The 21,399-nt window shown below is 61.8% G+C and carries 18 protein-coding genes and 2 tRNA genes; 2 read left to right on the top strand and 18 right to left on the bottom strand.

The genetic code is table 11. From position 1 onward, the window contains the following. Positions 1-20: 20 nt before the first annotated feature. From nusA to rlmE, 10 genes are all read right to left on the bottom strand, one after another. The gene (nusA, locus tag DM373_RS19990; RefSeq protein WP_110995208.1) at positions 21-1,502 is read right to left on the bottom strand and encodes a transcription termination factor NusA; all 1,482 of its coding nucleotides are present in this window, start codon (positions 1,500-1,502) and stop codon (positions 21-23) included. A 59-nt stretch (positions 1,503-1,561) separates the two neighbouring features. After that, on the bottom strand, positions 1,562-2,020 hold the full coding sequence (gene rimP, locus DM373_RS19985; RefSeq protein ID WP_016391791.1) for a ribosome maturation factor RimP: 459 nt from the start codon (positions 2,018-2,020) through the stop codon (positions 1,562-1,564). Between the two features lie 129 nt (positions 2,021-2,149). Next, a tRNA-Met gene (locus DM373_RS19980) sits at positions 2,150-2,226 on the bottom strand. 99 nt (positions 2,227-2,325) lie between these two features. Beyond that, a tRNA-Leu gene (locus tag DM373_RS19975) sits at positions 2,326-2,411 on the bottom strand. Between the two features lie 20 nt (positions 2,412-2,431). Then, positions 2,432-2,824, bottom strand: coding sequence for a preprotein translocase subunit SecG (gene secG / locus DM373_RS19970; protein ID WP_011532138.1), 393 nt, complete (start codon positions 2,822-2,824; stop codon positions 2,432-2,434). 3 nt (positions 2,825-2,827) lie between these two features. Then, on the bottom strand, positions 2,828-3,583 hold the full coding sequence (gene tpiA / locus DM373_RS19965) for a triose-phosphate isomerase (protein WP_110995207.1): 756 nt from the start codon (positions 3,581-3,583) through the stop codon (positions 2,828-2,830). A 65-nt stretch (positions 3,584-3,648) separates the two neighbouring features. After that, on the bottom strand, positions 3,649-4,989 hold the full coding sequence (gene glmM / locus DM373_RS19960) for a phosphoglucosamine mutase (RefSeq protein ID WP_110995206.1): 1,341 nt from the start codon (positions 4,987-4,989) through the stop codon (positions 3,649-3,651). 16 nt (positions 4,990-5,005) lie between these two features. Beyond that, positions 5,006-5,857: a dihydropteroate synthase gene (gene folP, locus DM373_RS19955; protein WP_110995205.1), complete on the bottom strand. Its 852-nt coding sequence runs from the start codon at positions 5,855-5,857 to the stop codon at positions 5,006-5,008. Between the two features lie 8 nt (positions 5,858-5,865). Then, the gene (gene ftsH / locus DM373_RS19950; RefSeq protein WP_110995204.1) at positions 5,866-7,773 is read right to left on the bottom strand and encodes an ATP-dependent zinc metalloprotease FtsH; all 1,908 of its coding nucleotides are present in this window, start codon (positions 7,771-7,773) and stop codon (positions 5,866-5,868) included. 203 nt (positions 7,774-7,976) lie between these two features. Next, complete coding sequence (rlmE, locus tag DM373_RS19945) at positions 7,977-8,603, bottom strand: 23S rRNA (uridine(2552)-2'-O)-methyltransferase RlmE (protein WP_110995203.1); 627 nt, start codon at positions 8,601-8,603, stop codon at positions 7,977-7,979. Between the two features lie 102 nt (positions 8,604-8,705). On the opposite strand from rlmE, the gene DM373_RS19940 reads away from it, so the two are divergent. After that, positions 8,706-9,014 (top strand): YhbY family RNA-binding protein, encoded by a 309-nt coding sequence (locus DM373_RS19940; protein WP_027595032.1) that lies wholly within the window; start codon positions 8,706-8,708, stop codon positions 9,012-9,014. Between the two features lie 12 nt (positions 9,015-9,026). Here DM373_RS19940 and DM373_RS19935 read toward each other — a convergent pair whose 3' ends face one another. The 8 genes from DM373_RS19935 to grpE form a co-directional block, all read right to left on the bottom strand. After that, positions 9,027-9,476 carry an MFS transporter gene (locus DM373_RS19935; protein ID WP_110995202.1) on the bottom strand — a complete coding sequence of 150 codons (450 nt, stop codon included), beginning with the start codon at positions 9,474-9,476 and terminating at the stop codon, positions 9,027-9,029. Then, complete coding sequence (greA, locus tag DM373_RS19930; protein ID WP_189654514.1) at positions 9,454-9,936, bottom strand: transcription elongation factor GreA; 483 nt, start codon at positions 9,934-9,936, stop codon at positions 9,454-9,456. Before greA ends, DM373_RS19935 begins: the two co-directional genes overlap by 23 nt. Continuing rightward, positions 9,933-13,154 (bottom strand): carbamoyl-phosphate synthase large subunit, encoded by a 3,222-nt coding sequence (gene carB, locus DM373_RS19925; RefSeq protein ID WP_110995201.1) that lies wholly within the window; start codon positions 13,152-13,154, stop codon positions 9,933-9,935. The genes greA and carB overlap by 4 nt, the downstream gene beginning before the upstream one ends. Before the next feature lie 106 nt (positions 13,155-13,260). Continuing rightward, entirely contained in the window at positions 13,261-14,397 is a 1,137-nt protein-coding gene (gene carA, locus DM373_RS19920; protein WP_110995200.1) for a glutamine-hydrolyzing carbamoyl-phosphate synthase small subunit, read from the bottom strand. 297 nt (positions 14,398-14,694) lie between these two features. Beyond that, positions 14,695-15,501, bottom strand: coding sequence for a 4-hydroxy-tetrahydrodipicolinate reductase (dapB, locus tag DM373_RS19915; RefSeq protein ID WP_110995199.1), 807 nt, complete (start codon positions 15,499-15,501; stop codon positions 14,695-14,697). A 13-nt stretch (positions 15,502-15,514) separates the two neighbouring features. Continuing rightward, on the bottom strand, positions 15,515-16,639 hold the full coding sequence (gene dnaJ, locus DM373_RS19910; RefSeq protein WP_110995198.1) for a molecular chaperone DnaJ: 1,125 nt from the start codon (positions 16,637-16,639) through the stop codon (positions 15,515-15,517). 212 nt (positions 16,640-16,851) lie between these two features. Beyond that, on the bottom strand, positions 16,852-18,777 hold the full coding sequence (gene dnaK, locus DM373_RS19905; protein WP_110995197.1) for a molecular chaperone DnaK: 1,926 nt from the start codon (positions 18,775-18,777) through the stop codon (positions 16,852-16,854). A gap of 101 nt (positions 18,778-18,878) precedes the next feature. Continuing rightward, positions 18,879-19,433 (bottom strand): nucleotide exchange factor GrpE, encoded by a 555-nt coding sequence (grpE, locus tag DM373_RS19900; RefSeq protein WP_110995196.1) that lies wholly within the window; start codon positions 19,431-19,433, stop codon positions 18,879-18,881. 182 nt (positions 19,434-19,615) lie between these two features. On the opposite strand from grpE, the gene recN reads away from it, so the two are divergent. Continuing rightward, positions 19,616-21,289 (top strand): DNA repair protein RecN, encoded by a 1,674-nt coding sequence (recN, locus tag DM373_RS19895; RefSeq protein ID WP_110995195.1) that lies wholly within the window; start codon positions 19,616-19,618, stop codon positions 21,287-21,289. The last annotated feature ends 110 nt before the right edge of the window (positions 21,290-21,399 follow it).

Raw genomic sequence — 21,399 nt, 5'->3', positions numbered from 1 at the left:
TCTCCTCAGGCCGCGCCTAATTACTCGAACCAGTGGGCTCGGGCGGCCATGATCAACTTGCCGGCACGCTCTTCGTCGATGCCGTCGATGTCGAGCAGATCGTCGATCGACTGCTCGGCCAGGTCTTCGCGGTTAACCACGCCGCGCACCGCCAGTTCGGCCGCCAGGTCCTTGTCCATACCCTCGAGAGAGAGCAGGTCTTCGGCCGGATGGGCGTCTGCCAGTTTTTCTTCGGTAGCGATGGCCTTGGTCAACAAACGGTCCTTGGCTCGAGCGCGGAGCTCATTGACGATTTCTTCGTCAAAGCCATCGATGTTGAGCATTTCTTCCAACGGTACGTAGGCAATTTCTTCAAGGTTGGTGAAGCCTTCGTCGACCAGCACTTGTGCCAGTTCTTCGTCGACTTCCAGTTCCTCGACAAAATTACGCAGGATGTCGCCGGTTTCAGCCTGTTGCTTGGCCTGGATGTCCGACTCGGTCATCACGTTCAGGGTCCAGCCGGTCAGCTGGCTGGCCAGACGAACGTTCTGACCGCCACGACCAATGGCCTGAGCCAGGTTGTCGGCACCAACGGCGATATCCATCGCATGGGCGTCTTCGTCAACGATGATCGCGGCAACCTCTGCCGGCGACATGGCGTTGATGACGAACTGCGCCGGGTTCTCGTCCCACAGGACGATATCCACACGCTCGCCACCCAGCTCGCCGGATACGGCTTGGACGCGCGAACCACGCATGCCGATACAGGCACCTTGTGGGTCGATGCGCTTGTCCTTGGAGCGGACGGCGATCTTGGCACGCGATCCCGGATCACGGGAAGCGGCCATGACTTCGATGAGGCCTTCGGCGATTTCCGGCACTTCGATGGTGAACAGCTCGATCAGCATCTGCGGCGCAGTGCGCGACAGGATCAACTGCGGGCCACGGTTCTCGGTGCGGATTTCCTTGAGCAGTGCACGCAGGCGCACACCGACCCGGAAGGTCTCACGGGGGATGATGTCTTCACGAGCCAGCAGCGCTTCGGCGTTGTTGCCCAGGTCGACGATGACGTTGTCGCGGGTGACCTTCTTCACGGTACCGGAGATGATCTCGCCAACGCGTTCACGGTAGGCGTCGACCACCTGGGCGCGCTCAGCTTCGCGAACCTTCTGCACGATGACTTGCTTGGCGGTTTGCGCAGCAATGCGACCGAACTCGATCGATTCGATCTTCTCTTCGATCACGTCGCCAACCTTGGCTTCAGGATGACTCTCCTGAATCTTTGCTGGCCAGACCTCGATTGCCGGATCGTCCAGATCCGCCTCCTCGACGACCGTCCAGCGACGGAACGTTTCGTAGCTACCGGTGTGGCGGTTGATTTCCACACGCAGGTCGACTTCGTCCTCAAAACGCTTTTTGGTTGCAGTGGCCAGAGCCACTTCCAGCGCCTCGAAAATGACGCCGGGCGGTACACCCTTTTCGTTGGATACCGATTCAACAACCAGCAGTACTTCTTTGCTCATCGTACGCCTCGCCTTGCGCAAGCCATTGGGCCCGTAAATTCCGCCGGGCCCGGCACGTCTCAGTCAAAACTGGGAATAATATTGGCCTTGTCGATCGAGTCGATCGGCAGCAGGAACTCATGGTTATCCACCTGGACCACCACATCCTGCTCCTCCACACCGCGGAGAAGGCCCTGGAAGTTACGACGACCCTCGAAGGGCGTACGCAGCTTGATCTTCACTTGCTCGCCGGCATGCGAGGCAAACTGTTCCAGAGTGAACAGCGGGCGATCCATGCCTGGAGAGGAAACCTCGAGGGTGTATTCACTGCTGATCGGGTCTTCCACATCCAGGATGGCACTGGCCTGACGGCTGACCGCTTCGCAGTCCTCCACCAGAATGCCGCCTTCCTTGTCGATGTAGATACGCAGTACCGAATGCTTACCTTGGGAGACGTATTCGATCCCCCAGCACTGATAGCCCAGCCCCTCGACCACTGGGGCCAACAAGGCCTGCAACTGTTCTAGCTTGCTCGACACCTGAACCCCCTCGTGCATGCTGTGCAAATAAAAAATGGGCGAAGCGCCCATCCCTGAAAGCGCCGTAGGACAACGACGCCGAAAACTGTTGGCTAGCAAAAAGCCCCTGAAAAGGGGCTCCGCTGAAGCTGGTTGCGGGGGCTGGATTTGAACCAACGACCTTCGGGTTATGAGCCCGACGAGCTACCAAGCTGCTCCACCCCGCGACAAAGCTGGGGCGAAAGTATAAGACCGAACCCCCTTGAGGGTCAATCCAACCTCCACCTACAAGAAAGCCCGCTTAAAGCGGGCTCTCTTGCTTCAATTGGTACCGAGAAGGGGACTCGAACCCCTACACCCTATGGGCACAACCACCTCAAGGTTGCGTGTCTACCAATTCCACCACCTCGGCAATACTACTTTTGAAACCCGTTACTGCTGCTCTTTGGCTGGAGGAGGTACGTCACCAGAGTTGGTGGTTTCGCTCTTCTGCTGCTGGAGCACCGGTACATCATCATTGACTGCCGGCTTTTGCTCTTTGACTTCCAGCACTGCTGGATCTGGCAGACCAGCTTGAGTCAGCTGGTGAGCCTGCTGCTTGGCGAAGTATCCTAACCCAAGTGCAGTCAAAAAGAAAGTGGCGGCAAGTATAGCAGTAACTTTACTCAAAAAGGTAGCGGAACCTTGGCTTCCGAACACAGTATTTGAAGCACCTGCGCCGAAAGATGCACCTGCTTCCGCACCTTTACCCTGTTGCAGCAGCACCATTACTACCAGTGCCAATGCCGCCAACAGATGAAAAACAACTACGACTGTTTCCAGCATTGTTCAGTTTCCTGCGGCGCGACAAATTGCACCGAATTCGTCTGCATTCAGGGACGCTCCACCAATGAGCCCCCCATCGATATCCGGCATGCCGAACAGTTCGGCCGCATTGGCCGCCTTCACGCTGCCGCCGTAGAGAAGCTGCATGTTAGCTGCAACTTCGGCGTCCATCGCCGCCAACTGCTTGCGGATGGCTGCATGCACATCCTGGGCTTGCTGTGGCGAGGCCGTCAAACCAGTACCGATGGCCCATACAGGCTCATAGGCAATTACTGCATTGGCAAAAGCGGCAATACCGAACGCGTCGATAACACTGCTTAGTTGACGCTCTACAACTTCAAGCGTCTTGCCTGCCTCGCGCTCTTCGAGAGTTTCCCCTATACAGAGCACTGGCGTCAAACCACTTTTCTGAGCAGCTGCAAACTTTTGATTCAGCACTTCGTCAGTTTCACCAATAATTTGGCGACGCTCGGAATGCCCGATCAGAACATATTTGCAACCAACTTCAGCCAACTGACTCGGTGCAACTTCGCCGGTCAGCGCGCCTTGTTCAGGCTGTACAGCAGAATTCTGTGCGCCGACGGTGATTCCCTTTCCTTCCAGGCCATTGATCACTTGATCAATGAACAGGAATGGCGGAAACACCGCGACTTCCACACCGCTTGGCAGGGGCAGATTGCCCAAGCCCTGAGTCAGCTCAGCGACGCTGGCGCGGGTACCGTGCATCTTCCAGTTACCAGCTACCATGGGGCGACGCATGCTTTACCTCGTCGGTCAAAGTGGGCGCAGATCTTACCCAACCCGATCTGCGCTGGCAAGCCTCTTCAGGCACAAACTTCAGCGACCAGTTTGGCCAGGGCTTCGGCATGCCCACGCACCTGGCTTTCATCGTCGCCTTCGACCATCACGCGCACCAGTGGCTCGGTACCGGACTTGCGCAACAGCACACGCCCGCGGCCCGCCATGTCTTCGGTCGCCTTGTCGCTTGCCGCTTGCACCAACGGGTTTTTCAGCGGGTCGCTCTTGCCTGCTTCGAAGCGCACATTGATCAACACCTGAGGGCACTTGCGCACGCCATGGCGCGCCTGGGCAAGGGTTTCACCGCGACGCTTGAGGGCCATCAGCACCTGCAGCGCGGCGATGATCGCATCACCGGTGGTGGTGTGGTTGCAGCACACGACATGCCCGGAGTTTTCACCCCCCAGCAGCCACTCGCGCTCGATCAGTTCGGCCATGACATAACGGTCGCCGACTTTCGCCCGCACGAACGGAATGTCCAGCTCCTTGAACGCCAGCTCCAGGCCAAGGTTGCTCATCAAGGTACCCACCACGCCGCCCTGCAGCTTGCCGCGCTCGTGCAGGTCGCGGCCGATGATGTACAGCAGTTCGTCACCGTCGACGATGGCACCGGTGTGATCGACCATCAGCACCCGGTCGCCATCGCCGTCGAAGGCGATACCCAGGTCGGCATGCCCGACCAGCACCGCTGCCTGCAACGACTCGATGTGCGTCGAACCGCAGCCCTCGTTGATGTTCAGGCCATCCGGCGCGGCATGCAGCACCGTTACATCGGCGCCCAGCTCACGGAACACACTGGGGGCTACCTTGTAGGTGGCGCCGTGAGCGCAATCCACGACGACCTTGAGGCCTTCGAAACTGGTGCTGGTTGGCACGCTGCTCTTGCAGAACTCGATGTAGCGGCCCGCCGCATCGTTGATGCGCGAGACCTTGCCCAGCTTGCCCGACTCGACGACGGTCATCGGCTGATCGAGCAACTCCTCGATCATCAGCTCGACTTCGTCCGGCAGCTTGGTGCCATTGCCCGAGAAGAACTTGATGCCGTTGTCGTCGTGCGGGTTGTGCGACGCACTGATGACGATGCCGGCTTCGGCGTGGAAAGTGCGGGTGAGGTAGGCGATCGCCGGGGTCGGCATCGGCCCGAGCAGCATCACGTCGGCACCGGCGGCAGAAAGGCCGGCCTCGAGCGCCGACTCGAACATGTAGCCGGAGATACGGGTGTCCTTGCCGACCAGCACACGGCAGTGGCCCTGCTTACGGAAGGCCATGCCCGCGGCCCAGCCGAGTTTCAGCATGAAGTCCGGGGTGATGGGGAACTGGCCAACGCGACCACGGATACCATCGGTACCAAAGTATTTTCTGCTCATAGGGACTCCAGTTTTCTTATTCGGCGCTCTGCACGGCGGCGATCATGCGCACTACATCGACCGTTTCGGCGACATCATGAACGCGCAGGATGCTCGCGCCCTTGGTCATGGCCAGTGCCGCCAGCGCCAGGCTGCCGTACAGCCGCTCACCTACCGGGCGGTCCAGCGTGAGGCCAATCATGCTCTTGCGCGAGACGCCCACCAATAGCGGCCGCCCAAGGCGGTAAAGCGCTTCCATGTGTTTGAACAGGCTCAGGTTGTGCTCGAGGGTCTTGGCAAACCCGAACCCGGGATCGAGGACGATACGATCGGCGTCGATGCCGACCGCCGCACAGGCCGCCATGCGCTGCTCAAGATAGCGCGCAACATCGGCGGTCACATCCTCGTAATGTGGATTGTCCTGCATGTTGCCCGGCTCGCCGCGCATGTGCATCAGGCACACCGGCAGCCCTGTAGCGGCAGCCGCATCAAGCGCACCGTCGCGCTCCAGGGCGCGCACGTCGTTGATCAGGCCGGCACCGACGCGGGCCGACTCGCGCATGACTGCGGGCGTCGAGGTATCCACGGAGATGATCACATCAAGGCGGCTGCTGATCGCTTCGACGATGGGCGCCACGCGCTCCAGCTCCTCGAGGGGCGAAACTGCCCGGGCACCGGGACGCGTGGACTCGCCGCCGACATCGACCAGGGTCGCGCCGGCGGCCACCATCGCCTCGGCGTGACGCAGCGCTGCGTCGCGCTGACTGAAGCGCCCGCCGTCAGAGAAGGAATCGGGGGTGATATTGAGGATACCCATGACATGGGTACGGGACAAATCAAGAACCCGGTTGCCGCAAGGCAACCGGGTCGGGTACTGCTGTGAACTCATGGCTACCCTTAGTGTTGAGCCGCTGGGCCGCCGATAGGCGACTCCGGACGATCACCCTGGGAGGCCTGGTTGCCGGAAGTGCCGGCATCATTGTCCCAGTCACGCGGTTCACGCGGGGTGCGGCCTGCCATGATGTCGTCGATCTGGTCGGCATCGATGGTTTCGTACTTCATCAATGCTTCGGCCATGGCGTCGAGCTTGTCACGGTTGTCGGTGAGGATCTGCTTGGCCGTGGCGTAGCACTGATCGATGATCGCGCGCACTTCCGAGTCGATCATCTTGGCGGTCTCGCCCGACACGCTGGCGTGCTGGCTGCCGGCGCTGCGGCCGAGGAACACTTCGCCCTCTTCTTCCGCGTACATCAGCGGCCCGAGCTTCTCGGACAGGCCCCACTTGGTGACCATGTTCCGGGCAATCTGGCTGGCACGCATGATGTCGTTGGAGGCACCGGTGGTAACGCCGTCGAAGCCCAGGGTCATTTCTTCAGCGATACGGCCACCGTACAGCGAGCAGATCTGGCTGATCAGCGCGCGCTTGGACAGGCTGTAGCGGTCTTCTTCCGGCAGGAACATGGTCACACCCAGCGCGCGACCACGCGGGATGATCGACACCTTGTAGACAGGATCATGCTCAGGCACCACGCGACCAACGATGGCGTGACCGGCTTCGTGATAAGCGGTGTTCTGCTTCTCTTTCTCGGACATGACCATGGTCTTGCGCTCGGCGCCCATCATGATCTTGTCCTTGGCCAGCTCGAACTCCTTCATCTCGACCACGCGCTTGCTGGCGCGGGCGGCGAACAGCGACGCCTCGTTGACCAGGTTGGCCAAGTCGGCACCGGAGAAACCAGGGGTACCGCGAGCAATGACCGCCGGGTTGACGTTCTCGCCAATCGGGACCTTGCGCATGTGGACTTTGAGGATCTGCTCGCGACCACGGATGTCCGGCAGGCCGACCACCACCTGGCGGTCGAAGCGGCCCGGGCGCAGCAGCGCCGGGTCGAGTACGTCCGGACGGTTGGTGGCGGCGATGACGATGATGCCATCGTTCATCTCGAAGCCATCCATCTCGACCAGCAACTGGTTGAGGGTCTGCTCACGCTCGTCGTGACCGCCGCCCATGCCGGCGCCACGGTGGCGACCGACGGCGTCGATTTCGTCGATGAAGATGATGCAGGGGGCGTGCTTCTTCGCCTGCTCGAACATGTCGCGCACACGGCTAGCACCGACACCGACGAACATTTCAACGAAGTCGGAACCCGAGATAGTGAAGAACGGCACCTTGGCTTCGCCGGCGATGGCCTTGGCCAGCAGGGTCTTACCGGTACCAGGCGGGCCCACCATCAGCACGCCACGCGGGATACGGCCACCCAGGCGCTGGAACTTGCCCGGATCGCGCAGGAACTCGACCAGCTCGCCAACCTCTTCCTTGGCCTCGTCGCAACCCGCGACGTCAGCCAGCGTGGTCTTGACCTGGTCTTCGGAGAGCAGGCGCGCCTTGCTCTTGCCAAAGCTCATCGGGCCGCCTTTACCGCCGGCACCGCCCTGCATCTGGCGCATGAAGAACATGAACACGGCGATGATCACCAGGATCGGGAAGCTCGCCACCAGCAACTGAGTCCAGATGCTCTGCTGCTCGGGCTGCTTGCCTTCGACGGTCACGTGGTTGTCGACCAGGTCGCCGATCAGGCCGTTGTCGGTGATGGCCGGACGGACGGTCTTGAAGTTGTCGCCGTCGGTGCGCTTGCCGGTAATGATGTAGCCGTCGACGGTCACGCGCTCGACCTTGCCATCCTTGACCTGCTGGATGAAGTCGGAATAGTTGAGGGTCTGCGGCTCGTTAGGGCTGGAGAAGTTGTTCATCACCGTCACCAGGACGGCGGCGATGATCAACCACAGGATCAGATTCTTTGCCATGTCGTTCAATTCGCTACCCTCTGAGGCCGGCGCACGACGCAGCCGTGCCTCGCATGATATTCATCGCCCTAACTTACTACATTACCTACGCAACCGCAGGCACCGTCTGTAACCCTTTGTGAAAGCTAGACTACACGAAGTTCGGACGATCCAGACGGGGCAGCTGATTGGAATTAACTATCGGCTACCCCGCAGCACGCCTTTCATGCCCCTTTGAAACCCTTGCCCAACAGGTACTGTTCGCGGGAGCGATCCCGCGAGGACGATGGCTTGCGCATCTGCACCTTGTCGAACTTGCTGCGCACGTCCTTCAGGTACATGTCGAAACCTTCGCCCTGGAAGATCTTGATCAGGAAATCCCCGCCCGGCTTGAGCACGCGGGTTGCCAGATCCAGGGCCAGCTCACAGAGGAACATGGCGCGCGGCATGTCCACCGCGGGCGTACCACTCATATTGGGGGCCATATCGGAAATCACAAGGTCTACATGCGAATCGCCGACCGCTTCGAGGATCTGCTGCAGCACTGCGTCCTGGGTGAAGTCACCCTGGATGAAGGTCACATCGGGGATCGAGTCCATTTCCAGGATGTCCGAGGCGATCAACCGGCCTTGGCCACCAATCAGACGACTGGTCACCTGCGACCAACCGCCCGGCGCTGCGCCGAGGTCGATCACGCTCATGCCGGGACGGATCAGGCGGTCTTTCTCCTGGATCTCCAGCAGTTTGTAGCTCGCACGCGAGCGGTAGCCATCCTTCTGCGCCTGTTTCACAAAAGGGTCGTTGAAATGCTCGCGCAGCCAGTTTGCGCTGCTTTTGGAACGTTGTACCACGGGGCACCTCGATGATATGCGTCGTGTTTGACTGGGCGGAGCCGGGGGCCCTCGGGTAAAATGCCCGTCAATTTTACAGAATCAGACGAAAAGGGTCAGATTATGCCGCTCAATAACGAGCAGAAGAAGCAATACAAGTCCATTGGTCATGACCTGAAGCCGGTCCTGATCGTTGCTGGCAACGGTGTGAACGAAGGCGTCGCCGCCGAACTGGAGCGCGCCCTGGCCGATCACGAGCTGATCAAGGTCGAAATCCGCTCGGAAGACCGTGAAGAGCGCGCCGCCGCGATCGCCGAACTGTGCAAGGTCGGCCGCGCCGAGCTGGTGCAGACCATCGGCAAGAAAGCGCTGATCTACCGCAAGAACCCACAGCCGAACAAGCAGCTGTCCAACATCCACCGCTTCAAGTAAGGGTGGCGCCGATCAGTGGCGCGCCTTGCGCGCCCTGACCGGAACTGGCTGGGCCACCAGCACGATGCCGGAAAAACCCAGCACCAGGAAGCAGAACATCTGCCAGCGTTCACCCACGGAAATACCGTAGCGCAGCGTGTAGTAGCTGACGCAGGCAGCAAAGCCAAGCAGCAACATCTGCCCACGGAACTGCCGCCACCAGGCCGCCAGGCCGTCCACCCTCGCCAATACCGCCAGCTGGGTCAACAGCCCGAGCATCGCCACGCCGATCAACCAGCGGTCGATCTGCCCGGCCACATCATGCACCAGCAACGGCGCAAGGCCACTGACCTTGAGCGCCGGCACCAGCCCCACATGGAACACCCACAGGCCACCGACCCAGAATACCTGGGCCAGTTGCCAGAGGATCCCCTCGAGGGATGGCGCGCGCAGGCGCCGGTCAGATGTGCTTGACTTCGACAATCTCGTACTCGACCGTGCCACTTGGCGTCTTGACGACGACGATATCACCTTCTTCCTTGCCGATGATGGCACGGGCAATCGGCGCACCCGCCGAGAGCTTGCCCTTCTTGATGTCGGCTTCGTCCTCGCCGACGATCTGGTAGGTCACCTGGTCGCCCGTCTCGGTGTTTTCCAGGTCCACGGTGGTCCCGAAAATCACCTTGCCGGTGTGAGCGATGGTGGTCACGTCGATCACCACCGAGTTCTGCAGGCGGCCTTCGATATCACGGATACGCGCCTCGACCATGCCCTGCTCTTCGCGGGCGGCATGGTATTCGGCGTTTTCCTTGAGGTCACCCAGCTCACGGGCTTCACCGATCGCCTGGCTCAGGCGCGGGCGCTCGGTCTTGCTCAGGAACAGGTGCTCCTCTTCCAGGGCGCGCGCGCCCTGGACGGTCATCGGGTACTTGGTAATGCTCATGCTTTGAGTCCTGCATGCAGATCCTGCAAGCGACGAACGGTCTTTTCAGGGCCGAATTTCAGCGCTTCGCAGATGGCTTCACCAGCCGCAATGGTAGTGGTGCAGTAAATCTTGTGCTGCAGCGCATTGCGACGAATCGAGTACGAGTCGGCGATCGACTGGCGGCCTTCGGTGGTGTTGATGATCAGCGAGACTTCGTCGTTCTTGATCATGTCGACCACGTGCGGGCGACCTTCGGTCACCTTGTTCACACGGCGCACTTTCAGGCCAGCCGCCTCGATAACCTTGGCGGTGCCGGCAGTGGCAACCACTTCGAAGCCCAGGGCGATCAGGTCGCGAGCAACGCCAGCCACTTGCGGCTTGTCGTCGTCACGCACGCTGATGAACGCGGTACCGCCGGTCGGCAGCACTTCACTTGCACCCATCTGGGCCTTGGCGAAGGCTTCACCGAAGCTGTCACCGACACCCATGACTTCACCGGTCGATTTCATCTCAGGGCCGAGGATCGGGTCAACCCCTGGGAACTTGGCGAACGGGAAGACGGCTTCCTTGACGCTGTAGAAGTTCGGGATGATTTCCTGGGTGAAGCCCAGCTCTTTCAGGGTTTTGCCAGCCATGACGCGGGCCGCGATCATGGCCAGGGAAGTGCCGATGCACTTGGACACGAACGGCACGGTACGCGAGGCGCGCGGGTTGACTTCGATCACGTAGATCTTGTCGCCCTGCAGGGCCAGCTGCACGTTCATCAGGCCGACCACGCCCAGCTCCAGGGCCATCTTCTTGACCTGGTCGCGAACCTGGTCCTGCACGTGCTGGCTCAGCGAGTACGGCGGCAGCGAGCAGGCCGAGTCACCGGAGTGAACGCCGGCCTGTTCGATGTGCTGCATGATCGCGCCGATGACCACGTCGGTGCCGTCGCACACCGCATCCACGTCCATCTCGATGGCGCAGTTGAGGAAGTGATCGAGCAGTACCGGGCTGTCGTTCGACACTTGAACCGCTTCACGCAGGTAGCGCTTCAGCTCGTCCAGCTCGTAGACGATTTCCATGGCGCGGCCGCCCAGTACGTAGGACGGGCGCACAACCAGCGGGTAACCGATGCCGCCCGCAGCGCGGATGGCTTCGTCTTCGCTGCGCACGGTGGCGTTTGGCGGCTGCAGCAGGTTCAGGCGCTGAACCATCTGCTGGAAGCGCTCGCGGTCTTCGGCGCGGTCGATGGCGTCAGGGCTGGTACCGATGATCGGTACGCCGGCTTCTTCCAGGGCACGGGCCAGTTTCAGCGGGGTCTGGCCGCCGTAGTGAACGATGACGCCCTTCGGCTTCTCGACGCGGCAGACTTCCAGCACGTCTTCCAGGGTCAGCGGCTCGAAGTACAGGCGGTCGGAGGTGTCGTAGTCGGTGGAGACGGTTTCCGGGTTGCAGTTGACCATGATGGTCTCGTAACCGTCTTCACGCAGGGCCAGTGCCGCGTGCACGCAGCAGTAGTCGAACTCGATGCCCTGGCCGATACGGTTAGGGCCACCGCCGAGGATCATGATCTTGTCGCGGGTCGACGGGTTGGCCTCGCACTCTTCCTCATAGGTCGAGTACAGGTAGGCGGTGTCGGTGGCGAACTCGGCGGCGCAGGTGTCGACGCGCTTGTACACCGGGAACACTTCCAGCTTGTGGCGGTGACGGCGCAGGTTCTTGTCGGTGATGCCCAGCAGCACGGCCAGGCGCTGATCCGAGAAGCCCTTGCGCTTGAGGCGCAGCATGTAGTCCTTGTCGATCGCCGACAGGGCCAGGGTCTTGACCTTCTCTTCTTCCTTGATCAGATCTTCCATCTGCACCAGGAACCACATGTCGATGCCGGTCAGGGCGAAGATCTCTTCGCAGCTCATGCCCGAACGCATGGCGTCGGCCACGTACCAGATACGCTCGGCGCCCGGCACGGTCAGCTCGCGCTTGAGGATGCTGGCAGCTTCAGGGCTGGCCAGGTCGACTTTCGGGTCGAGGCCGCAGGCGCCGACTTCCAGGCCGCGCAGGGCTTTCTGCAGGGATTCCTGGAAGGTACGGCCGATGGCCATGACTTCACCCACGGATTTCATCTGGGTGGTCAGGCGGGCGTCGGCTTTCGGGAATTTCTCGAAGGCGAAGCGTGGCAGCTTGGTGACGACGTAGTCGATCGACGGCTCGAACGACGCCGGGGTACGGCCGCCGGTGATGTCGTTCTGCAGTTCGTCGAGGGTGTAACCGATGGCCAGCTTGGCGGCGATCTTGGCGATCGGGAAGCCGGTAGCCTTCGATGCCAGGGCCGAGGAACGCGATACGCGCGGGTTCATCTCGATCACGACCATGCGGCCAGTGTTCGGGCAGATACCGAACTGCACGTTGGAACCGCCGGTCTCCACGCCGATCTCACGCAGCACCGCCAGCGAGGCGTTGCGCATGATCTGGTATTCCTTGTCGGTCAGGGTCTGCGCTGGAGCAACGGTGATCGAGTCACCGGTGTGCACGCCCATCGGGTCGAAGTTTTCGATCGAGCAGACGATGATGCAGTTGTCCTTTTTGTCGCGGACCACTTCCATCTCGTACTCTTTCCAGCCGATCAGCGATTCGTCGATCAGCAGCTCTTTGGTCGGCGACAGGTCCAGACCACGGGTGCAGATTTCTTCGAACTCTTCACGGTTGTAAGCGATACCACCGCCAGTGCCACCCATGGTGAACGACGGGCGGATGATGCATGGGAAGCCGAGCTTTTCGAGGACCGCATAGGCCTCTTCCATGCTGTGGGCGATACCGGAGCGCGGGCACTCCAGGCCGATGTCTTTCATGGCCTTGTCGAAGCGCGAGCGGTCTTCGGCCTTGTCGATGGTGTCGGCGTTGGCACCGATCATCTCCACGCCGAACTTCTCCAGAACGCCGTGGCGCTCCAGGTCCAGGGCGCAGTTCAGCGCGGTCTGGCCACCCATGGTCGGCAATACGGCGTCTGGGCGTTCTTTCTCGATGATCTTGGCCACCGACTGCCACTTGATCGGCTCGATGTAGGTGGCGTCGGCCATGGCCGGGTCGGTCATGATGGTGGCCGGGTTGGAGTTCACCAGGATGACGCGGAAACCTTCCTCGCGCAGGGCTTTACAGGCCTGGGCGCCGGAGTAGTCGAATTCGCAGGCCTGGCCGATCACGATCGGGCCAGCGCCGAGAATCAGGATGCTTTTGATGTCTGTACGTTTTGGCATGGTTGTCACTCAAATCCGCGGGTCAGTCGGCAAGCCGTCTTGAACAATCTGGGTCAGGCGCTTCCGGGCGCGGCACACGCCGCCCCGGGGCCTTGCAGCAGGATGCTCAGCGGCGCTTGGCCATGGCATCGATGAAACGATCGAACAGTGGCGCGACGTCGGTCGGGCCTGGGCTCGCTTCAGGGTGGCCCTGGAAGCTGAACGCGCTCTTGTCGGTGCGCTCGATACCCTGCAGGGTGCCGTCGAACAGCGACTTGTGGATGGCGCGCACGTTAGCCGGCAGCGTGGCTTCGTCAACGGCGAAACCGTGGTTCTGGCTGGTGATCATGACCACGCCGGTGTCCAGGTCCTGGACCGGGTGGTTGGCACCGTGGTGGCCGTGGCCCATCTTCAGGGTCTTGGCGCCGGAGGCCAGGGCCAGCAGCTGGTGGCCGAGGCAGATGCCGAACACCGGGATCTCGGTGTCGAGGATCTCTTTGATCGCCTGGATGGCATAGTCGCATGGCTCGGGATCGCCAGGGCCGTTGGACAGGAACACGCCATCGGGGTTGAGCGCGAGCACTTCGCTGGCCGGGGTTTGTGCCGGCACCACGGTCACGCGGCAGCCGCGGGCAACCAGCATGCGCAGGATGTTCAGCTTGACGCCGTAGTCGAAGGCAACCACGTGGTACGGCAGGTCGGCGGCTTCGATAGTCGGGTGGCTGTCGGTTTTCAGCTCCCACACGCTGGAACGCCACTCGTAGCGCTCCTTGGTGGAAACGACCTTGGCCAGGTCCATGCCCTTCAGGCCCGGGAAGGCGCGGGCGGCGGCGATGGCCTGCTCTTCGGTGATGTTGTCACCGGCGAGGATGCAGCCGTTCTGAGCGCCCTTTTCACGCAGGATACGGGTCAGGCGACGGGTGTCGATGCCAGCGATGGCGACGACATTGTTGGCCTTGAGGTAGTCAGGCAGCGACTGGGTGTTACGCCAGTTGCTGGCCAGCAGCGGCAGGTCACGGATGACCAGGCCGGCGGACCAGACGCGGTTCGACTCGGCGTCTTCCGGCGTGGTGCCGGTGTTGCCGATGTGCGGGTAGGTCAGGGTAACGATTTGCTGGGCATAGGAAGGGTCTGTAAGGATTTCCTGGTAGCCGGTCATAGCAGTGTTGAACACCACCTCACCAACGGTCTGACCGTCGGCACCGATGGCTTCACCGCGAAAAATACTGCCGTCGGCAAGGGCGAGTATGGCTGGCTTTGTCAAGAAGACCTCCCGTAGATCAAGCATGAAAGGGCGATCGCAGGTTGCAAAAAAGCGGAGTGACGTATGGACACGTCACCCCGCTTTCATGTGCTGAATTCAATTCGCTGCGCGCTTTTAGTGGACACACTAAAGCTGTAGCTTACAGAAAAGTGCGTTTTGGGTCTACCGCAGATGTGTCTCTAAAACACATGAATGCGACAGACTGGATTCGGCGGCGGCCCCTTCGCGGGTAAACCCGCTCCCACAGGGACCTGGGAGCGGGTTTACCCGCGAAGAAACCAACGCCACGCTGACGGCTCAACGCAGCTCGAGCACGTCCTGCATGTCGTACAGCCCAGGCTCACGCCCATCCAGCCACAGCGCGGCACGCACCGCGCCCTTGGCGAAGGTCATGCGGCTCGACGCCTTGTGGGTGATCTCCAGGCGCTCACCTTCGGCGGCGAACAGCACGGTGTGATCACCGACCACGTCGCCGGCACGCACGGTGGCAAAACCGATGGTCTTGCGATCACGAGCGCCGGTCTGGCCTTCACGGCCATAGACCGCCACTTCCTGCAGGTCACGCCCCAGTGCATTGGCGACCACTTCACCCATGCGCAGCGCGGTACCCGAAGGCGCATCGACCTTGTGCCGGTGGTGCGCCTCGATGATCTCGATATCCACGTCATCACCCAGCACCCGGGCCGCCATGTCCAGCAGCTTGAGGCTAAGGTTGACGCCCACGCTGAAGTTGGCGGCGAAGACGATCGGGATCTCCTTGCCCGCCTCGGCCAGCTGCTCTTTCTCTTGCGGCGTGAAACCGGTGGTGCCGATGACCATGGCCTTGCCCGCCTTGCGGCAGAACGCCAGGTTCTTCAGGGTCACCGAAGGGTGGGTAAAGTCGATCAGCACATCGAACTCGTCGACCACCTTGGCCAGGTCGTCGCAGATCGTCACGCCGATCCGGCCCAGGGCCGCCAGCTCACCGGCATCAGCCCCGACCAGCGAGCTGTCGGGACGATCGATCGCCGCCGTCAGGCCGGCCTGTGGCGCCTGTTGCTGCACGGCCTCGACGAGGGTCTTGCCCATCCGCCCTGCCGCGCCCATCACTGCAATACGTCGCATAGCCTGTTCCTTCTCAGAGATCGCCGAAGAAGCGCTTCACGCCTTCGAACCAGCCACTGGCCTTGGGCGAGTGGGAGCTGTCGCCCTCGAGGGAGGCACGCAGCTCTTCGAGCAGCTCGCGCTGGCGACGGCTGAGGTTGACCGGGGTTTCCACCGCCACGCGGCACAGCAGATCGCCCGCCGCACCGCCACGCACCGGCGCCACGCCCTTGCCGCGCAGGCGGAACTGCTTGCCGGTCTGGGTGCCTTCCGGGATTTTCAGCTTCACGCGGCCATCCAGGGTCGGCACTTCCAGCTCGCCACCCAGGGCTGCGTCGGTATAGCTGATCGGCACTTCGCAGTACAGGTGCTTGCCGTCGCGCTGGAAGATCCCGTGCTCACGCACGTTGATCACCACGTACAGGTCGCCGGTCGGACCGCCATGAGCACCCGCCTCGCCTTCGCCGGACAGGCGAATGCGGTCGCCGGTATCGACGCCAGCCGGCACCTTGACCGACAAGGTCTTGTATTCCTCGACACGGCCTTCGCCATGGCAGGAATTGCAAGGGTCGGTGATGATCTTGCCCTGACCATGGCAGCGCGGGCAGGTCTGCTGCACCGAGAAGAAGCCCTGCTGCATGCGCACCTGGCCGATACCGCCACAGGTCGGGCAGGTCGACGGGGTCGAGCCCTTCTTGGCACCCGAACCGTCGCACGGCGCGCAGTTGACCAGGGTAGGCACGCGAATGCTGACCGTGGTGCCACGCACCGCTTCTTCAAGATTCAGCTCGAGGGTGTAGCGCAGGTCGCTGCCGCGCTGAGCGCCGCCACGCGAGCCGCCACGGCCACCACCGAAGAAGTCACTGAAGACATCGCCGAAGATGTCGGAGAAGTTGGCGCCGCCGAAGCCCGCACCACCGCCGCCCATGCTCGGGTCGACGCCGGCGTGGCCGTACTGGTCGTACGCCGCGCGCTTGCTGGCATCAGACAACACTTCGTAGGCCTCGTTGGCCTCCTTGAAGCTGTCTTCCGACGCTTTATCGCCGGGGTTGCGGTCCGGGTGGTACTTCATCGCCAGGCGGCGATAGGCCTTCTTGAGATCACCTTCGCTGGCGCCTCGCTCGACACCCAGGACCTCATAAAAATCACGCTTTGCCATAGGTCATTTGCACTCTTGTGGGCGTTCGGCACACGGTGCGCAATTATTGCGTCGTGCCGTCAGCACCTGCCGCCATACGCGAATGCGCCCAGACAGATGCTGTAAATAATTCTCGTGTTCCAGACACGCCAACGCGGGAGCAAGCCCCCGCGCGGCGACATCCTACCAGCTCACCGGCAAACGCCGCTGAGCTGGCCGACAACATGCAGGCATTACTGCTTGTTGTTGTCTTTCACTTCTTCGAACTCGGCGTCAACCACGTCATCGTGCTTGGCTTCCGGCTCGGCCTGCTGCTGGGCGCCGCCCTGCGGCTGCTCGGCCTGCTCTGCGTACATCTTCTGGGCAACCGGCGCGGAGACCTTGGACAGCTCCTCGACCTTGGCGTCGATGGCAGCCTTGTCGTCGCCTTTGACGGCGGCTTCCAGGGCAACCACGGCAGCCTCGATGGCGGTCTTCTCTTCGGCAGTGACCTTGTCACCGGCCTCATTGACCATCTTGCGGGTCGAGTGAACCAGCGCGTCACCCTGGTTGCGGGCAGCGGCCAGCTCTTCGAACTTGCGGTCTTCCTCGGCATTGGCCTCGGCGTCACGCACCATTTTTTCGATCTCTTCGTCGGACAGGCCGGAGTTGGCCTTGATCACGATCGACTGAGCCTTGCCGGTGGCCTTGTCTTTGGCGCCGACGTGCAGGATGCCGTTGGCGTCGATGTCGAAGGTCACTTCGATTTGTGGCACGCCGCGCGGTGCTGGCGGAATGTCAGCCAGGTCGAACTTGCCCAGCGACTTGTTCTGCGAAGCTTGCTTGCGCTCGCCCTGCAGCACGTGAATGGTCACGGCGCCCTGGTTGTCGTCGGCAGTCGAGAACACCTGCGACTTCTTGGTCGGGATGGTGGTGTTCTTCTCGATCAGCGCGGTCATCACGCCGCCCATGGTTTCGATACCCAGGGTCAGCGGGCTGACGTCCAGCAGCAGTACGTCTTTGACGTCACCGGCCAGTACGGCGCCCTGGATGGCAGCACCCATGGCCACGGCTTCGTCCGGGTTGACGTCCTTACGCGCTTCTTTACCGAAGAAGTCGGCAACGGCTTTCTGCACCATCGGCATACGGGTCTGGCCACCGACCAGGATCACGTCGTCGATCTTGCTGGCGTCGATGCCGGCGTCTTTCAGGGCGATGCGGCATGGCTCGATGGTACGGTTGACCAGGTCTTCGACCAGCGACTCCAGCTTGGCGCGGGAGATCTTCACGTTCAGGTGCTTAGGACCGGTGGCATCTGCTGTGATGTACGGCAGGTTGACGTCGGTCGACTGAGCGGAAGACAGCTCGATCTTGGCTTTTTCAGCGGCTTCTTTCAGGCGCTGCAGGGCCAGCGGATCGTTCTTCAGGTCCATGCCGGACTCTTTCTTGAACTCGTCGACGAGGTAGTCGATCAAGCGCATGTCGAAGTCTTCGCCACCCAGGAAGGTGTCGCCGTTGGTGGCCAGTACTTCGAACTGATGCTCACCGTCGACTTCGGCGATTTCGATGACCGACACGTCGAAGGTACCGCCACCCAGGTCATAAACGATGACGGTGTGGTCGCCCTTGCCCTTGTCCATGCCGTAGGCCAGCGCAGCAGCGGTCGGCTCGTTGATGATACGTTTTACGTCCAGGCCAGCGATGCGGCCGGCGTCTTTGGTCGCCTGACGCTGGCTGTCGTTGAAGTAGGCCGGAACGGTGATGACCGCTTCGGTGACGGGCTCGCCGAGGTAGTCTTCGGCGGTCTTCTTCATCTTTTTCAGGACTTCGGCGCTGATCTGCGGCGGAGCCATCTGCTTGTCGGCAGCCTCTACCCAGGCGTCACCGTTGTTGGCCTTGACGATCTTGTAAGGCACCAGCTTGATGTCTTTCTGCACGACATCTTCTTCGAAACGGCGGCCGATCAGGCGCTTCACCGCGAACAGCGTGTTGTGCGGGTTGGTGACCGCCTGGCGCTTGGCCGACTGGCCAACCAGAATCTCGCCGTCGTTGGCGTAGGCGATGATCGAAGGGGTGGTACGCGCGCCTTCGGCGTTCTCGATGACTTTGGCGGTGCCGTTTTCCAGCACGGAGACGCAGGAGTTGGTGGTCCCCAGGTCGATACCGATGATTTTGCCCATGTTAACTCTCCCGAAACTTGAATTTGGTCGCAGCGACTACACGAGACGACTGCGGAAATACTTGAGTGCTTGACACCTAAATGGGGATGCCCAGCAGGATTTCAAGCCTTCTCATTGATAGATGGCTGAGCTGCCGCCGGCGCCTTGCTTACCACCACCATGGCGGGGCGCAGCAGACGGCCGTTGAGCAGGTAACCCTTCTGGAACACGTTCAGCACGCTGTTCGGCTCGACCTCGGCGTTTTCCTGCATGGCCATCGCCTGGTGGTGCTCGGCGTTGAACGGCTGGCCGTGCGGGTCGATGGCTTCGAGGTTGTAGCGCTTGAGGGTGTCCTGGAACATCTTCAGGGTCAGCTCGACGCCTTCGCGGATCTTCTTGACCTGCTCGTCCTCGACGTTGGAGTGGGCCAGGGCCAGCTCCAGGCTGTCGATCACCGGCAGCAGGTCGCCAGCGAACTTCTCGAGGGCGAACTTGCGGGCCTTGTCGACTTCCTGTTCAGCGCGACGAACGCTGTTCTGCGCTTCTGCAGCGACGCGCAGGGATTGATCCTTGGCGGCGGCCAGCTGCTCCTCGAGCTCCAGAACGCGGGCGTCGGCGGTAGCTGCAACGGCCTCTTCGGGGTTCAGGTTCTTTTCATCCAGCTGTTCGTCAGCCATTGGGTATCTCCTCCGCAATTTCTGTTGCGCGAGCCAGGCTCGCCGTGTCTTGCCGGCTATATGGGGTCGGAAAAACCAGGTTCAAGGGCTGCGTGGGAAATCCACATTCATCAGCCGGGCATTGTCAGACCAGCAAAAAGCACTGTATAAATATCCAGATCACATCTTCGGGAGCCGCCCACATGCTGGTGCACCTGTCCATTCACAACTACGCCATCGTCGAACACCTCGACCTCGAACTCGCCCGCGGCATGTCCGTCATCACCGGCGAAACCGGGGCCGGCAAGTCGATCATGCTCGATGCCCTCGGCCTGGCGCTGGGCGATCGCGCCGACAGTGGCGTGGTACGCCCAGGCGCAGACAAGGCGGACATCCTCGCCACCTTCGACCTGGTGGACATCCCCGAGGCCCATGGCTGGCTCGCCGAACGCGACCTCGAAAGCGACGGCCCCTGCATCCTGCGCCGGGTGATCACCGCCGAAGGCCGCAGCCGCGGCTACATCAATGGCACACCCTGCCCACTCGGCGACCTCAAGGCCCTGGGCGAGTTGCTGATCGACATCCACAGCCAGCACGAACATCAGTCCCTGCTCAAAACCGACACCCACCGCCGCCTGGTGGACGAGTATGCCGGCGCCATCGACCTGGCACGCCAGGTACAGCTTGCAGCCAAGCGCTGGAACCAGACCCGCCAGGAGCTCGAGCGCCTGAGCAACTCCGGCGACGAGCAGCGCGCACGCCACCAGCTGCTGAGCTACCAGCTCGAAGAACTGGACAACCTTGGGCTCGGCGAAAACGAGCTGGAGCTGCTGGAGCAGGAACACAAGAACCTGACCAACGCCGAGGCGCTGTTCGGCATCTGCCGCCAAGTCATCGACCAGTGCAGCGAAAGCGACTCGGGCAACGTACTCAGCGCCCTCACCGTCAGCCTCAACCGCCTCACGGCAGTCAGCAATGCACCCAGAGCCCTGGGCGAGGCGGTCAACCTGATCGCCAGCGCGCAAATCCAGGTGGAAGAAGCCGTCGGCGAACTGAACCGCTTCCTCGACAACTTCGATGCCGACCCGCTACGCCTGCAAGCACTCGAAGAGCGGCTCGACACTATCTATACCCTCGCCCGCAAGCACCGCGTGCACCCTACCGAGCTGCCGCAGCTGCAGCAGCGCCTGATGGAAGAGATCGAAGGCCTGAACGCCAGCGATGAATCGATCGAACGCCTGGGCGAAGAACTGGCAGCCTTTGCCCAGCACTATAAAGAGCGGGCCCGCGAACTGAGCGCCCTGCGCGAACAGGCCGCCAAACAGCTGGCCACTGCTGTGGAGCAGGAAATCCAACGCTTGGGCATGCCGGGCGGGCGCTTTTGCATTGCGCTTACCCCCTTCGACAATGGCGACCTCTCCCCCCATGGGCTGGAGCAGATCGAGCTGCTGGTCAGCGCCAACCCGGGGCAGCCGCTCAAAGCCTTGGCCAAGGTGGCCTCGGGCGGCGAGCTGTCGCGTATCAGCCTGGCGATCCAGGTGATCACCGCACAGACCTCGCGCATCCCCACGCTAGTGTTCGACGAAGTGGACGTCGGCATCGGCGGCCCTACCGCCGAGATCGTCGGCCAGTTGCTGCGCCGCCTGGGCGAACGCGGCCAGGTACTGACCGTGACCCACCTGCCGCAGGTAGCAGCGCAGGGGCATCACCACCTGTTCGTGCACAAGGTGCGCAACAGCGACACCACCCACACCGCCGTGGCCAGCCTGGCCAAGCGCGAGCGGGTCGAGGAAGTGGCACGCATGCTCGGCGGCATCGATCTGACCAAGGAGTCCTTGGCCCATGCGCGCAAGATGGTAGTGACCAGCAAAACTTGAAGCTGCGTGATCCGTGGGAGCGGGCTTGCCCCGCGACAGCGCCAGCAAGAACAACATAAAGTGCCGAGTTGACGTCATCGCGGGGCAAGCCCGCTCCCACGTCCCCTCAA

The organism is Pseudomonas sichuanensis (assembly GCF_003231305.1).
Classification (GTDB): domain Bacteria; phylum Pseudomonadota; class Gammaproteobacteria; order Pseudomonadales; family Pseudomonadaceae; genus Aquipseudomonas; species Aquipseudomonas sichuanensis.
This window is presented reverse-complemented; position numbering and strand designations above follow the sequence as displayed.

Bases quoted from the DNA above. Each gene is read 5' to 3' on its own strand.
- dapB (WP_110995199.1), bottom strand. From the start codon at position 15,501: ATGCGACGTATTGCAGTGATGGGCGCGGCAGGGCGGATGGGCAAGACC.
- carB (WP_110995201.1), bottom strand. From the start codon at position 13,154: ATGCCAAAACGTACAGACATCAAAAGCATCCTGATTCTCGGCGCTGGC.
- dnaK (WP_110995197.1), bottom strand. From the start codon at position 18,777: ATGGGCAAAATCATCGGTATCGACCTGGGGACCACCAACTCCTGCGTC.
- glmM (WP_110995206.1), bottom strand. From the start codon at position 4,989: ATGAGCAGAAAATACTTTGGTACCGATGGTATCCGTGGTCGCGTTGGC.
- greA (WP_189654514.1), bottom strand. From the start codon at position 9,936: ATGAGCATTACCAAGTACCCGATGACCGTCCAGGGCGCGCGCGCCCTG.
- recN (WP_110995195.1), top strand. From the start codon at position 19,616: ATGCTGGTGCACCTGTCCATTCACAACTACGCCATCGTCGAACACCTC.
- secG (WP_011532138.1), bottom strand. From the start codon at position 2,824: ATGCTGGAAACAGTCGTAGTTGTTTTTCATCTGTTGGCGGCATTGGCA.
- grpE (WP_110995196.1), bottom strand. From the start codon at position 19,433: ATGGCTGACGAACAGCTGGATGAAAAGAACCTGAACCCCGAAGAGGCC.
- tpiA (WP_110995207.1), bottom strand. From the start codon at position 3,583: ATGCGTCGCCCCATGGTAGCTGGTAACTGGAAGATGCACGGTACCCGC.
- ftsH (WP_110995204.1), bottom strand. From the start codon at position 7,773: ATGGCAAAGAATCTGATCCTGTGGTTGATCATCGCCGCCGTCCTGGTG.
- nusA (WP_110995208.1), bottom strand. From the start codon at position 1,502: ATGAGCAAAGAAGTACTGCTGGTTGTTGAATCGGTATCCAACGAAAAG.
- folP (WP_110995205.1), bottom strand. From the start codon at position 5,857: ATGAGTTCACAGCAGTACCCGACCCGGTTGCCTTGCGGCAACCGGGTT.
- DM373_RS19940 (WP_027595032.1), top strand. From the start codon at position 8,706: ATGCCGCTCAATAACGAGCAGAAGAAGCAATACAAGTCCATTGGTCAT.
- dnaJ (WP_110995198.1), bottom strand. From the start codon at position 16,639: ATGGCAAAGCGTGATTTTTATGAGGTCCTGGGTGTCGAGCGAGGCGCC.